This window comes from Streptomyces sp. NPDC094032 (genome assembly GCF_040303965.1).
In the GTDB taxonomy this organism is placed as follows: Bacteria; Actinomycetota; Actinomycetes; order Streptomycetales; family Streptomycetaceae; genus Streptomyces.
On the sequence record NZ_JBEOUE010000008.1, the window covers coordinates 187,881 to 200,501 of the forward strand.

13 protein-coding genes and 1 pseudogene are annotated in these 12,621 nt (G+C 74.2%); 8 read left to right on the forward strand and 6 right to left on the reverse strand.

Features of this window, described 5'->3' with window-relative positions; translation table 11 throughout:
• Positions 1–78 precede the first annotated feature (78 nt).
• The 4 genes from ABTZ54_RS14680 to ABTZ54_RS14695 all read left to right on the forward strand — a co-directional run bounded on the left by ABTZ54_RS14680 (position 79) and on the right by ABTZ54_RS14695 (position 4,227).
• Complete coding sequence (locus ABTZ54_RS14680; RefSeq protein ID WP_351662093.1) at positions 79–1,440, forward strand: erythromycin esterase family protein; 1,362 nt, start codon at positions 79–81, stop codon at positions 1,438–1,440.
• 71 nt (positions 1,441–1,511) lie between these two features.
• Positions 1,512–2,747, forward strand: coding sequence for a serine-threonine protein kinase (locus ABTZ54_RS14685; protein WP_351662095.1), 1,236 nt, complete (start codon positions 1,512–1,514; stop codon positions 2,745–2,747).
• A 149-nt stretch (positions 2,748–2,896) separates the two neighbouring features.
• Entirely contained in the window at positions 2,897–3,508 is a 612-nt protein-coding gene (locus ABTZ54_RS14690) for a hypothetical protein (protein ID WP_351662098.1), read from the forward strand.
• Positions 3,508–4,227 carry a 3-keto-5-aminohexanoate cleavage protein gene (locus ABTZ54_RS14695; protein WP_351662101.1) on the forward strand — a complete coding sequence of 240 codons (720 nt, stop codon included), beginning with the start codon at positions 3,508–3,510 and terminating at the stop codon, positions 4,225–4,227. Before ABTZ54_RS14690 ends, ABTZ54_RS14695 begins: the two co-directional genes overlap by 1 nt.
• Positions 4,228–4,403: 176 nt before the next feature.
• Here the strand turns inward: ABTZ54_RS14695 and soxR are convergent, their stop codons facing one another.
• Positions 4,404–4,865: a redox-sensitive transcriptional activator SoxR gene (soxR, locus tag ABTZ54_RS14700; RefSeq protein WP_351662104.1), complete on the reverse strand. Its 462-nt coding sequence runs from the start codon at positions 4,863–4,865 to the stop codon at positions 4,404–4,406.
• A gap of 107 nt (positions 4,866–4,972) precedes the next feature.
• Here soxR and ABTZ54_RS14705 point away from each other — a divergent pair, with 107 nt between their 5' ends.
• On the forward strand, positions 4,973–5,434 hold the full coding sequence (locus ABTZ54_RS14705) for a MaoC family dehydratase (RefSeq protein WP_351662107.1): 462 nt from the start codon (positions 4,973–4,975) through the stop codon (positions 5,432–5,434).
• Here ABTZ54_RS14705 and ABTZ54_RS14710 read toward each other — a convergent pair.
• The 3 genes and pseudogenes from ABTZ54_RS14710 to ABTZ54_RS14720 form a co-directional block, all read right to left on the reverse strand.
• Positions 5,425–6,051: a TetR/AcrR family transcriptional regulator gene (locus ABTZ54_RS14710; RefSeq protein ID WP_351662110.1), complete on the reverse strand. Its 627-nt coding sequence runs from the start codon at positions 6,049–6,051 to the stop codon at positions 5,425–5,427. The genes ABTZ54_RS14705 and ABTZ54_RS14710 overlap by 10 nt on opposite strands.
• Before the next feature lie 76 nt (positions 6,052–6,127).
• Positions 6,128–6,340, reverse strand: a pseudogene (locus tag ABTZ54_RS14715) (YiaA/YiaB family inner membrane protein); the annotation flags it as partial.
• A gap of 104 nt (positions 6,341–6,444) precedes the next feature.
• Positions 6,445–7,596, reverse strand: a complete 1,152-nt coding sequence (locus ABTZ54_RS14720) for an acyl-CoA dehydrogenase family protein (protein ID WP_351662113.1) — start codon at positions 7,594–7,596, stop codon at positions 6,445–6,447.
• Positions 7,597–7,661: 65 nt separating this feature from the next.
• On the opposite strand from ABTZ54_RS14720, the gene ABTZ54_RS14725 reads away from it, so the two are divergent.
• From ABTZ54_RS14725 to ABTZ54_RS14735, 3 genes are all read left to right on the forward strand, one after another.
• Complete coding sequence (locus ABTZ54_RS14725; RefSeq protein WP_351662116.1) at positions 7,662–8,318, forward strand: TetR/AcrR family transcriptional regulator; 657 nt, start codon at positions 7,662–7,664, stop codon at positions 8,316–8,318.
• A 49-nt stretch (positions 8,319–8,367) separates the two neighbouring features.
• Positions 8,368–9,063 carry an ArsR/SmtB family transcription factor gene (locus tag ABTZ54_RS14730; protein ID WP_351662119.1) on the forward strand — a complete coding sequence of 232 codons (696 nt, stop codon included), beginning with the start codon at positions 8,368–8,370 and terminating at the stop codon, positions 9,061–9,063.
• A gap of 109 nt (positions 9,064–9,172) precedes the next feature.
• The gene (locus ABTZ54_RS14735; RefSeq protein WP_351662122.1) at positions 9,173–10,081 is read left to right on the forward strand and encodes a DMT family transporter; all 909 of its coding nucleotides are present in this window, start codon (positions 9,173–9,175) and stop codon (positions 10,079–10,081) included.
• A 16-nt stretch (positions 10,082–10,097) separates the two neighbouring features.
• Here the strand turns inward: ABTZ54_RS14735 and ABTZ54_RS14740 are convergent, their stop codons facing one another.
• Entirely contained in the window at positions 10,098–11,177 is a 1,080-nt protein-coding gene (locus tag ABTZ54_RS14740) for a Zn-dependent alcohol dehydrogenase (RefSeq protein ID WP_351662125.1), read from the reverse strand.
• Between the two features lie 48 nt (positions 11,178–11,225).
• A complete protein-coding gene (locus ABTZ54_RS14745) occupies positions 11,226–12,617 on the reverse strand; it encodes an aldehyde dehydrogenase family protein (protein ID WP_351662128.1) in 1,392 nt (463 codons plus the stop codon).
• Positions 12,618–12,621: the final 4 nt, after the last annotated feature.

The following is a 12,621-nucleotide window of genomic DNA, read 5'->3' on the forward strand; positions in this document are numbered from 1 at the left end:
GGACGGGGGGCTGACCCCCGGACGATCACGGGGGCGGACCGGATGTCCGGGCCCGCCCCCGGCGGCGAGGCTGGGACCATGAGCCCTGCTTCCTTACGACGACGCCACCGCCGCCCCCTGACCGTCCTGCTCGCCGCCCTGTGCGCGGCCCTGCTCGCCCCCACGGCCCCGGCCCTCGCCCGCGACACCGGGCGCCCCGACCCGGCCCGCGAACTCGCCGTCACCGCGCGCCCCTTGACCAATGTGCGGGCCCTGGAGCGGATCGTCGGCGACGCCAAGGTCGTCGGCGTCGGCGAGGCCACGCACAGCTCCCACGAGTTCTTCGAGGCCAAGCACCGGATCTTCGAACAGCTCGTGGAGCGCCAGGGGTTCACCACCTTCGCCCTGGAGGCGAACTGGAGCACCGGACTGCTGGTCGACGCCTACGTGCGCTCCGGCAAGGGCGACATCCGGAAGATCATGCGGGACGAGTTCCAGAACGCGTACGGCTTCTGGAACACCGAGGAGTACCTGGACCTGTTCACCTGGATGCGGCGGCACAACCAGCGCCACCCGGAGCACCCGGTGCGCTTCATGGGCAACGACCTCGGCTACGCGGGCCCCAACCTCTTCGACGAGGTCACCGGCTACGTGGCCCGGACGCGGCCGCGGCTGCTCCCCCGGGTCCAGGAGCTCTACCGGGGCTCGCGACCGGTGGGCACGGTGGACGCCTGGATGAACGCGTACCTGACCAGGCCGCTCGCCGAGCGCAAGGCCATGGCGGCCGACGTCGGCCGGGTGCTCGCCCTCCTGGAGCGGCAGGGGCCGGCCGGAAAGGACCGCGCGGCCCGCGCGGCGCACGCGTGGGCGGTGCAGCACGCCCGGGTCATCGCCCAGGTCGGCACGGAGTACGCGTACGACCTGACCGGCCAGGCGGGCCCGGACGAGACCGCGCGGGCGATGCTCTACCGCGACCGGGTCATGGCCGAGAACACCGTGTGGTGGCAGCGCCGCACCGGCGACCGGATGGTGCTGTCCGCGCACGACGGGCACATCGGCTACGAGACCCCCCGTCCCGAGCAGTACCCGCGCCTCCAGGGCGCGTTCCTGCGCGACGCGCTCGGCGCGGGGTACGTGAGCATCGGCGCCACCTTCGGGCGCGGCTCGTTCAACGCGCACGACACGACGGCTCCGGGCGAACCCGTACGGGAGTTCACCGTCGGCCCGCTGGGCGCCGACAGCAACGCGCACGTCCTCGACCGGGTCATGGACCGCCCCTTCCTGCTGGACCTGCGGACCGCGACCCCGGCCGCCCGGAGCTGGCTGGGCGTCGCCCGGCCGACGCGGTCGGTCGGCACGGCATACCCCTGGGACGGCGACGTCGCGGACGTGCGGCTGTCGACCGCGTACGACGCCGTCGTGCACTTCCCCGAGATCTCGGCGGCGCGGGTCATCGGCTGACGACTGCCCGTGCCTCCTCGTGGGAAGAATCCCGGTGCCGACGGCACACCTCGACGCGGAGGGACGGGGCCATGACCGGGATGAGTGTCGGGCCGTACCGCGAGATCACCTTCGACAAGGACGGCGAGGGCCCCGGCGGTCCCGCCGGTCAGGCGGCCGCTCTCGCGGAGCTCTCCCGCCAAGGCTGCACGGACCTGGTGGTGTTCGCCCACGGCTGGAACAACACGCCGTCCGTGGCGACCCGTTTCTACTCGGCCTTCTTCGCCCCCTTCCCCGGCCTCGAAGGGCCGGGGGTGCGGCTGGGGTACGCGGGGGTGGTCTGGCCCTCGATGATGTTCTCCGACGAGCCGGTCCCCGACTTCGCCTCCCTCACGGCCGCCGTGCCCGGGAAGACGGCGGTCGTGGCGCGGCTCGCGGAGCTCGTCGGCACGGAGCCCGCGCGGGAGTCGGCGTTCGCCGAGTTCGGCGCGCTGCTGCGGGAGCTGACGGACACGGACCGGGCGGGGCTGCGCGATGCCGGTGCGGACGCCGAGGCCGACTCCGACGTCCCGGCCTTTCTCGTCGCCGATCCGCTCACGACGTACGGGGCGTTCGCGGACGCGGGGGACGCGGACGGCGCGGACAGCTCGGCGGACGCTGAGGCGCTGCTCGGGGGAGACCGGCTGAAGCGGCTGTGGAAGGGGGCCAAGGAGGCCCTGCGCCAGGCCACGTACTACACGATGAAGCGCCGCGCGGGCGTGGTCGGCGCCCGGGGGCTCGGCCCGCTGCTCGGCGAACTCGCCGGTACGGCGCCGGACCTGCGCGTCCACCTCGCCGGGCACAGCTTCGGCGGCCGGCTGGTCGCGCACGCCCTGCTCGGGCTGCCCGACGGCACCCGCAGCGTCAAGTCGGTAACCCTCCTCCAAGGCGCCTTCTCCCACTACGCGTTCGCCGCCCGGCTGCCGCACGCCCCCGGCCGGGGCGGCTCCCTGCCCGACCTCCAGCGCCGGATAGACGGCCCCCTGGTGGCCTGCCACTCCCGCCACGACACCGCGCTGCGGGTGTACTACCCGCTGGCCTCCCGGCTCTCGCGCGACGACGACGCGGTCCTCGGGCAGGACGACCGCCGGTGGTGGGCGATCGGCTACGACGGCATTCAGGCCGTTCCCGGAACGACCGCCCGCACCCTGGGGACGGTGCTGCGGGACGGGCTGCCCGGCTCTGGGTGCGTGAGCGTGGACGCGGCGGAGGTGGTGTCGGAGCACAGCGACGTCTGCCACCCGGAGCTGGCGCGGGTGGTGGCGCGGGCGGGCCGCTTCGGCGGGTGAACGGCTGATCGACGGGTGGGGTCCTGGGGGTGACTTCCGGCCGTCGGAGGGCCGCCGACGGCTGTCATCCGATTTTCGATGGAACACGAAGCGCCTCCCGTTCGTCCCTCTCATATCGCCGAAGTGCCAGCGACGGAGGTGGGCAGACGATGGCCGGGTTCCGGAGTCTCGCGAGACAGGTCCGTGATCCAGGGAGCGACACGGCCTTGCGACGGTATTCGCTGCGCAAGTGCCTTGAGCGGTTCGCGCCCTACGGTCACCGGGCGACCTGGGACCATCTGTGCCGGAGCCACGGCTTCGGCCCGGAGGACCGGGAAGCCGATCCGGGGCGGCTGGTGGCCGCACTGGACGAGTTGGAGCAGGCGCGGGCCGTGTGGCTCGCGTACGAGGAGGAGTTCGCCGAGCGCAGGCGGCGGGAGAAACACGGCGGGCTGCGCCGGCCCGGCGCGCTCGACGAGTGGCACCGCCGGATCTGGGGCGGCAACGGGGTGGCCCGCTGCGACGATCCCGCCCTGCATCCGCAGGAGCCGCTGCCCGAGGTGCTGGAGCGGCTGGTGGCCGCGCTGAAGCGGGGTCCCGGCGAGCACTGCCCGGTCTGCGCGGGGCCGCGCATCGAGTGGCGCGCGGAGCTGCGGGACGAGCCGTGGTTCGGTCCGGTGTGCGAGGACTGCGGGGTGCTGATACCCCGCGCGGTCCTCACGCCCCGGGCGCTCGCCCGGACCCGTGGCGACGCGCTGCCGCGGCTGGCCTCGGTGGCGTGATGCTCCAGGTCTGTCTCAACGGGGGCCACGGGCCCGGGGATTCGGCCGCGCTGCCGATGTCCCCGGTCGCGATGGCCGAGGCGGCGGCCGCCGCCGTCGCCGCGGGCGCCGACGACGTGCATGTGCATCCCAAGACGCCCTGCGGCAGCGACACCCTGTCGCCGCGGGTCCTCGCCGACACGCTGGCCGCGATCCGCGCGGCCGTGGACGTGCCGGTGGGCGTGACGACCGGGGTCCGCTCGGAGCGCGACCCGGTGCGCCGGCTCGCCCGGGTCCGCGCCTGGACGACACTGCCCGACCACGCCTGCGTCAACTGGCACGAACCGGGGGCCGAGGCCCTCGCCGCCGCTCTGCTCGGCCGGGGCGTCGCCGTCGAGGCCTGCCTGCGCTCCGGTACGGACGGCCCGGCCCGCTTCCTGCGCTCCGCGCTTGCCCCGCGCGTGCTGCGCGTCCTCGCCGAGGTGACGGACCCCTCCCCCGCGACGGCCGAGTCCTCGGCCCGGGCCCTGCTGGCCGCCCTGTCGCGCTCCCCGCACGCCCGCCCGGTCCTGCTGCACGGCACCGGGGACACCGCCTGGCCGCTCCTGCGCCTGGCCCGCCGGCTGGGTCTCGCCACCCGCATCGGCCTGGAGGACACCCTGCTGCTGCCCGACGGCACCCCGGCCCGCTCGAACGCCCAGTTGGTGTCGGCGGCACTCGCGGCACCGATCACGGCGTAGCCCCGGCCCCCTGAAAAGAAACGACGCTAGCAGGCGGGAAATCCGCTCGCCCAGCGGAATTCCGCGCGGGCAGAGTGTGCGGCGACGCCGCCCGCCACCAGCCGGGCGGGGGCCCGCCCACGGGGGTGGCGGGTCCCCGCCCGTTCCTTCTCAGGCCCTGCTCTCGGGTCCTGCTCTCAGGCCCTGCTCTCGGGCATCAGGCGCGAGCCGCTCAGCCGCTCGCCGAACGCGTCGTCGGGGTTGGACAGGACGCAGTTCTCCAGCGAGAGGCAGCCGCAGCCGATGCAGTCGCTCAGGTGGTCCCGCAGCCGCCCGAGCTGCTTGATCCGCTCGTCCAGCTCGGTCCGCCAGGCCGCCGAGAGGCGTGCCCAGTCCTCGTGGGTGGGCGTGCGCTCCTCGGGCAGCCGGGCGAGGGCGTCGCGGACGGTCGCGAGCGGGATGCCGACCCGCTGGGCGGCCCGGATGAAGGCGACGCGGCGGAGTATGTCGCGGCCGTAGCGGCGCTGGTTGCCGCTGGTGCGGCGGCTGCTGATCAGGCCCTTGGACTCGTAGAAGTGGAGGGCCGAGACGGCCGCTCCGCTGCGCGCGGACAGCTGGCCGACGGTGAGTTCATGGATCTTCTCGGGAATCTGCGGCACCCGGTCGAGCCTACGCGAGGGGCGTTCCGCTCCGTTGACAGGAGGCCGCCCGCCCCCACATGCTGAGCAAGCGCTTAGACATCACGGGAACGAGAGGGAGCGGGAACATGGCCGAGCCGAGGATCTTCACCTCCGCCGAGGAACTGCGCGCCGGGGTCGGCGAGCAGCTGGGCCACAGCGACTGGCTGGAGATCGAGCAGAAGCGGATCGACCAGTTCGCCGACGCGACGGGCGACCACCAGTGGATCCATGTGGACCCGGAGCGCGCCGCCGCGGGCCCGTTCGGGCGCACGATCGCGCACGGCTACCTCACCCTCTCGCTCCTGCCGGTGCTGGTGCCGCAGATCATGCGCGTCGAGGGCATGAAGATGGGGCTCAACTACGGCACCGACAAGGTGCGTTTCCCCGCCCCCGTACCGGTGGGCTCGCGGCTGCGCGCCACCGCCGTGCTCACCGATGTGACGGAGGCGGGCGGCGGGGTGCAGGTGACCGCGAAGGTGACCGTGGAGCGCGAGGGCGGCGACAAGCCGGTGTGCGTCGCCGAGTCGGTCTCCCGCTACTACTTCTGAACCCCCGCCATCCGCAGCACGAGGTCGGCGTAGAGCGCGCCGACCTCGTCCGGCGTCCGGCGCCCCTGGGTGTTGAACCAGCGCGAGACGTCGATGCAGAGGGAGAGCACCGCGACGGTGGTGCCCGCCACGTCCGGGACGTCGAACTCCCCCGCCGCCACGCCCTCGTCGAGGATCCGCCGCACGGTCGCGTCCGACTCGCGGCGCAGCGCCACGATCTCGGCGCGGTGCTCGGGGCCGAGGGCGTCGAGCTCGTACTGCACGACCCGGGCGGTGGTGTGCCGCTCGGCGTGCCAGCGGACGAAGGACCGTACGGCGTCGGCGAGTCGCTCCGCGGCCGTGCCCGGGCCGTCGGCGGCGTCGCGGAGGAGCTCCAGGGCCTTGTCGTGCCCGATCCGGCTGATCCGGTGGAGCAGCTCTTCCTTGGTCTTGTAGTGGATGTAGAGCGCGGCCGGGCTCATCCCCGCCCGGCCCGCGATGTCACGGGTCGTCGTGGCGTGGTAGCCGCGCTCGGCGAACGCCTCGACGGCCGCGACCAGCAGCCGCCGGGCCGCTTCGGGCGTGACCTCGCCCCACGGCATGTCCTCGCCGCCGGGCGTCTCCTGCGCCACGCTCATCGCACTCTCCTCGTCGGGCCTTCGGGACGAACACCATACAACGAAGCTGAGCAAGCGCTTAGAGCGTACGGGCTCAGCTTTCCTGCCGGTCGCGGACGACCTTGGCGAGCGTGAAGGCGGAGGTGGTCAGGTAGAGGACCGCGACGGCGAGGAAACCTCGGACCCAGGCGCTGGCGTCGAGCTGGTAGATCCCGACCGTCACGGCCAGGAGGGCGAGGCCGAAGGAGAGGATCGCCTGCACGTAGTAGGCGGCGGTGTTCTGCTGCTGCTTGACCGGGTAGTCGCTCATGCCGGACAGCATCGGGCGGACGTGGCCGGTGCCACATCCGCCCGGATACTCAGGGGGCGCGCCCCGGGTACTCCCTAGGTACTCCCCGGGTACTCCCCGGATACTCAGAAGGCCGAGACCCCCGTCAGCGCCCGCCCGATGATCAGCTTCTGGATCTGGCTGGTGCCCTCGTACAGGGTCATCACGCGCGCGTCCCGCAGCAGTTTGCCGACCGGGTACTCGTCGATGTAGCCGTAGCCGCCGAAGACCTGGAGGGCGTTGTTGGCCGCGCGGACGGCGGCCTCCGAGGCGAACAGCTTGGCCTTCGAGGCGGCGGTGGCGAACTCCTGGCCGCGGTCGATCAGGTCCGCGACCCGCCAGGTGAGCAGCCGCGCCGCGTCCACGTCGACCGCGATGTCACTGATCAGCTCCTGCACCAGCTGGTACGAGGCGATGGGCTTGCCGAACTGCTCGCGCTCCCCCGCGTACCGCACGGCCGCGTCGAGCGCCGCCTGGGCGATGCCGACACAGCCCGCGGCGACCGACATGCGGCCCTTGGCGAGGGCGGACATGGCGATCGAGAAGCCCTTGCCCTCGGGGCCGAGCATCGCGCCCGCCGGCACCCGGACGCCGTCGAGGACCAGTTCGGCGGTGGCCTGGCCGCGCAGACCCAGCTTGCCGTGGATGGTGCGGCGGGTGAGGCCGGGGGTGTCGGTGGGCACCAGGAAGGCGGAGACGCCCTTGTGACCGGGGGTGTCGTTGGTGCGGGCGAAGAGCAGCACGACATCGGCCCAGGTGCCGTTGGTGATGAACATCTTGCTGCCGTCGATGACGTACGCGTCGCCGTCGCGGACCGCCCGGGTGGCGAGGTTCCCGGCGTCGGAACCGGTGCCCGGCTCGGTCAGGCCGAAGCAGCCGATCGCGTCGCCGGAGGCGAGCCGCGGCAGCCAGCTCCGCTTCTGCTCCTCGTCGCCCCAGGAGGCGATGGTCTTGGCGACCAGGCCGAGCGAGACGGAGACGATGCCGCGCACCGAGGAGTCGCCGCGGCCCAGTTCCTCGGTCACCAGGCAGTACGAGAGGTGGTCGCCGCCCGAGCCGCCGTACTCCTCCGGGATCGTCAGGCCGAGGAAGCCGACCGCGCCCAGCTTCTTCACGATCGACCGGTCGACGTTCTCCGCCCGGTCCCACTCGACGACGTACGGGGCGACCTCACGGGCGACGAAGTCCTCGGCGAGCCGTCGTACGGCCGCCTGCTCCTCGCTCGGCTCCAGATTCACCGCGCCACCCCATCCCCATTTAATTACCACTGCTAGTTTTTATGGCCAGGCCTACTATGTGCGCCATGGCCCGACCGCGCAAGCCCCTCCTCAGCCGAGACCGCATCGTCGAGACGGCGGGAGCGCTCGTGGACGCCGAGGGGCTCGCCGCCCTCTCGACCAGGCGGCTCGCCGCCGAACTCGGCGTGAGCGGGCCCTCGCTGTACAACCACTTCCGGACCAAGGACGAGATCCTCGACGCGGTCGCGGACGCGGTCAGCGCCAAGATCGACCTGTCGATGTTCGCGGCCGACGACCCGCGCGACTGGGACACCGCCCTGCGCGACTGGGCGGTCTCCTACCGGGCCGCCCTCCACGACCACCCCCACATCGTCCCGGTCCTCGCCCAGGGCCCCGGCCGCCGCCCGGCCGGCCTGAAGGTCGCCGACGCGGTCTTCGGCGCGATGGTCCGCGCGGGCTGGCCGCCCGCCCAGGCCACCTCCATCGGCGCGCTGATGCGCTACTTCGTCACCGGCTCCGCCCTCGGCTCCTTCGCCCGCGGCTTCGTCGACGACGAGACCGCCTACGACCCCGCCGACTACCCACACCTCGGCCAGGCCCACCTGCTCGCCGAGCGGCGCGAGAAGGTCGACGAGGGCGCCTTCGACACGGGGCTGCGGGCTCTGCTCGACGGCCTCCGGACGCAGTTCGCGCCGTACGCGCGGCAGGACCCGGCCTCCTGACCCCGACGGTTCGGCCGGAACCGAACCGTCCCTGCGCCAAGCTGGTGCCATGGCTCCCAAAGACCTCGCCTCGCTCGCCGCCCTCTTCGCCGACGAGACCCGTGCCACCTTCCTGCTCGCCCTGCTCGACGGACGCGCCTGGACCGCCGGCGAGCTGGCCCGGCACGCGCGGGTGGCGCCCTCGACCACCAGCGAGCACCTCGGCAAGCTGGTCGCGGGCGGTGTGCTCGCCGAGGAGCGGCAGGGCCGCCACCGGTACGTCCGGCTCGCCGACCCCGGCATCGCGCACCTCGTCGAGGACCTGGCCGCCCGCTCCGAACCGGCCGTGCCCCCGGCGCCGTCCGGCCTGCGGGCGGCGAGCGCGGGGCAGGCCATGGCCCGCGGCCGGACCTGCTACGACCATCTCGCCGGGCGGCTCGGCATCGTCCTCACCGACGCCCTGACCGCCCGCGGACTGCTGCGCCAGGACACCGGCTTCGCCCTGACCGACCCGGGCCTGGCCTGGTTCGAGGAGCTGGGCGTCCCCCTCGTACCGAAGGGGCGGCGGCCGGTCGCGCGCGGCTGCCTCGACTGGACCGAGCGCAGACCGCACCTCGCGGGCCTCGCGGGGGCGGCGCTGTGCCGGCACGCGATGGACGCCGGGTGGTGCGTACGGATCGGGTCGGAGCGCGCGGTGAAGGTGACGCCCGAGGGGGAACGGGAGCTGTACGAACGGCTGGGCATCGAGGCGGGGGCGCTGCGGTGAGTCCCTCGGCCCCTGGCCACCCCGGCAGTGCGGTGAGCGGCTCGGTCCTGGCCGGGCCGGGCCAGTTATTGCGGTGAGCGCCGAACGGTCCGCCCCGTACGGTCGGTCCATGCCGAACCGAACCGCACGCCTCGCGCTCGCCGCCGCCGGTGTCACCGTCGTCCTGTGGGCCTCCGCCTTCGTCTCCATCCGCAGCGCGGGCGCCGCCTACTCCCCCGGCGCCCTCGCCCTCGGCAGGCTCCTCGCCGGGTCCCTGGTCCTCGGCACGGTGCTGCTGATCCGCCGCGAAGGGCTCCCGCCGCGGGCCGCCTGGCGCGGGATCGGCATATCCGGGCTGCTGTGGTTCGGGGTGTACATGGTGGTGCTCAACTGGGGCGAGCAGGAGGTCGACGCGGGCACCGCGGCGATGGTCGTGAACATCGGCCCGATCCTGATCGCCCTGCTCGGCGCCCGCTTCCTGAAGGAGTCGCTGCCGCCCCGGCTGCTCGCGGGCATGGCGGTGTCCTTCGCGGGCGCGGTGGCCGTCGGGCTCTCCATGTCCGGCGAGGGGCACGCCTCGGTGCTCGGCGTCGCGCTGTGCCTGCTGGCCGCCGTCGCGTACGCCGGCGGGGTCGTCGCCCAGAAGCCCGCGCTGGCGCACGGCAGCGCGCTCCAGGTCACGACCTTCGGGTGCCTGGTCGGCACGGTGGCCTGTCTGCCGTTCGCCGGGCGGCTGGTCGAGGAGGCGGGCCGGGCCCCGCTGTCGGCGACCCTCAACATGGTCTACCTGGGCGTCTTCCCGACCGCCCTCGCCTTCACGACCTGGGCCTACGCCCTGGCCCGTACGACCGCGGGCCGGATGGGCGCGACGACCTACGCCGTGCCCGCCCTGGTGGTGCTGCTCGCCTGGGTGTTCCTGGGCGAGCTGCCGGGGCTGCTCACCCTGGCGGGCGGCGCGCTGTGCCTGGCGGGCGTGGCGGTGTCCCGGTCGCGGCCGAAGCGCGCGTCGACGGCTCCGGCCGGGACCGTACGGGGCTGACGGCGGGCCCGCGCGCCTAGAACACCACCAGCGCCCGGCCGCCCTTGCCCGCGAGCATGTTGTCGAAGGCGCCCGGGATGCCCTCCAGGGTGATGCGTTCGGTGACCAGGACGCTCAGGTCGAGGCGGCCTGCGCGGATGTGCTCGGCGAGGACCGGGAGGTCCTCGGCCGGGTTGGAGTTGCCGTAGACGCAGCCGGACAGGGTGCGGCCCCAGTGGAAGAGCTCCAGGGCGTTGAAGGTGACCTGCTGGTCCTTGCCGCCGATGCCGACCACCGTGGTGCGGCCGCCGCGCCGGGTGGCGTCCCAGGCGGTACGGATGGTGGCGGCGCGGCCGACGCACTCGACGGACACGTCGGCACCGTGGCCGCCGGTCAGCTTCCGGATCTCCTTGGCGGTGGTGTCGGAGGCGACGACGTACTCGGTGGCCCCGGCGGCCCGGGCCAGCGCCTCCTTCTCCGGCGACACGTCCACCGCGACGATCGTGGAGGCGCCGGCGATCCGGGCGGCCTGGAGGGTGGCGAGGCCGACGCCGCCGACGCCGAAGACGGCGACCGACTCGCCCCGCCGGACCCGCGCGGAGTGGTGGACCGCGCCCCAGCCGGTGAGGACCGCGCAGCCGAGCAGGGCGGCGTCGGTGAGCGGCACGCCGTCCGGGACGGGCAGCACGCAGTTCGCGGCGACGACGGTCTCCTCGGCGAAGGCCGCCACGTTGAGGCCCGGGTGGAGCTCGGTGCCGTCCTGGGTGCGGGCGTACACGTCGGCGGCGCCGGCCAGCGCGTTGGCGCAGAGCCAGACCTCGCCGAGCGAGCAGGGGTGGCAGGTGCCGCAGGACGGCGCCCAGTTGAGGACGACGCCGTCGCCGGGGGCGACGTGGGTGACGCCCTCGCCGACGGAGACCACCGTGCCGGCGCCCTCGTGCCCGAGGACGGCGGGCACCGGCACCCGCATCGTGCCGTTGGACAGCGACAGGTCGGAGTGGCACACCCCGGCGGCGGCGAGGCGGACCCGGACCTGGCCGGGGCCGGGCTCGGGCAGTTCGATGCCGGTGATCTCCAGGGGAGAGCCGACGGCGGGCAGGACGGCGGCGCGGATCACGGATGGGCTCCTCGGGTGCGTACGGTGCTCAGCACGTGCGTACGGTGCTCAGAACTGCAGGGACTTGGTCTGGAGGTACTCGGCGAGCCCGTGGGCGCCGAGCTCGCGGCCGACCCCCGACTGCTTCCAGCCGCCGAAGGGGGCCAGCGGGTTGAAGCGGCCGCCGTTGATGTCGACCTGGCCGGTCTCCATGCGGCGGGCGAAGGCGACGGCCTCGTCCGGCTCGCCCCAGACGGCGCCGCCGAGCCCGTACACGGTGCCGTTGGCGATGGCGAGCGCGTCGGCCTCGTCCTCGTACCGGATGATCGAGAGGACCGGGCCGAAGATCTCCTCCTGGGCGATGGTCATCTCGGGGGTGACGTCGGCGAAGACGGTCGGGGCGACGTAGTAGCCGGTCTCGCGCGGGGCCTCGGGGCCGCCCGCGACGAGCCGGGCGCCCTCGGCGAGGCCCCTCTCGATGTAGCCGCGGACGCGGTCGCGCTGCCTGGCGTTGACGAGCGGGCCGAGACGCTCGCCGGGGACGTACTTGGCGACGGCCTCGGCGGCGAGGGCGACGGCCTCCTCGTACCGCTCGGCGGGGACCAGCATGCGGGTCCAGGCGCTGCACGTCTGGCCGGAGTTGGACATGACGTTGGCGACGCCGACGGCGACCGCCTTGCCGAGGTCCGCGCTGGGCAGGATCACGTTGGCGGACTTGCCGCCGAGTTCGAGGGCGACCCGCTTGACCGCGCCGCCGGCGAGGGCGCCGATCCGGCGGCCGACGGCGGTGGAGCCGGTGAAGGAGACGAGGTCCACGTCCGGGTGCTCGGCGAGGGCCTGTCCTGCGACCGTGCCGAGGCCGGTGACCAGGTTGAAGACACCGGCCGGGACACCGGCGGCGTGCACGGCCTCGGCGAAGAGCTGGGCGGTCAGCGGGGTGTCCTCGGCGGGCTTGAGGACGACGGCGCAGCCCGCGGCGAGGGCGGGGGCGACCTTGGCGACGATCTGGTGGAGCGGGTAGTTCCACGGGGTGATGGCGGCGACGACGCCGACCGGCTCGGAGTGGACGGTCGAGTTGCCGACCTTCTCCTCGAAGGGGTGGGTGGCGGCGAGTTCGGCGTACGACCCGGCCACGGCGATCGGCAGTCCGGCGTGCACGGCGGCGGCGAGCTGCGGCGGGGCGCCGAGCTCGGCGGTGACGGTGGCGGCGATCTCCTCGGCGCGGGCGGCGAGCGCGTCGCGCAGCGCGCCGATCCGGGCGGCCCGCTCGGCGGGCGGCGTGGCGGCCCAGCCGGGGAAGGCGGCGCGGGCGGCGCGGACGGCGGCGTCGACGTCCTCGGCGGTGCCGGCCGGGACGTGGGCGATGACCCGCTCGTCGGCGGGGTCGATCACGGCGATCGTCTCCGTGGACGCGGCCGGGCGCCACTCCCCGCCGATGTACATCGCGTCGTGGGCCTTCATCCGC